Here is a 368-nt window from a genome sequence, read left to right on the forward strand (position 1 = left end):
CCAGCGATCATCGAGACCGAGGAGGCGCTACCCACGAACCAAGCAGCCTGATGTCTCACCGGGATTGACAGGCTCCGTGACGGCCGCACTGTCACCTACGGCTGGGATGACCTCGGGCGTCTGGACGCTGTGCACCGCACCGGCGCCAGCACAACCCGGCTCGTCACCGACGCCGGTGGTGCTCCCATCGCAATGGGCGACACCCCCGTCCTGTGGGACTCCCTCGCCGGACCGGGCCACGCCCGCCGGCTCGGCGACCAGTGGGTCACACCGGAGACACAGGCGCCGGAGCGGAGCCTGTCAATCCCGGTGAGACATCAGGCTGCTTGGTTCGTGGGTAGCGCCTCCTCGGTCTCGATGATCGCTGG

The 368-nt window shown here is 68.5% G+C and carries 1 protein-coding gene; it reads left to right on the forward strand.

Annotation, left to right across the window (positions count from 1 at the left end):
* Positions 1-63 precede the first annotated feature (63 nt).
* Positions 64-368, forward strand: a 305-nt coding sequence (locus MXD61_RS28690; RefSeq protein ID WP_374628485.1) for a hypothetical protein, incomplete at its 3' end; no start/stop codon positions are given.

It is taken from the genome of Frankia sp. AgPm24 (assembly GCF_023243055.1).
Classification (GTDB): domain Bacteria; phylum Actinomycetota; class Actinomycetes; order Frankiales; family Frankiaceae; genus Frankia; species Frankia umida.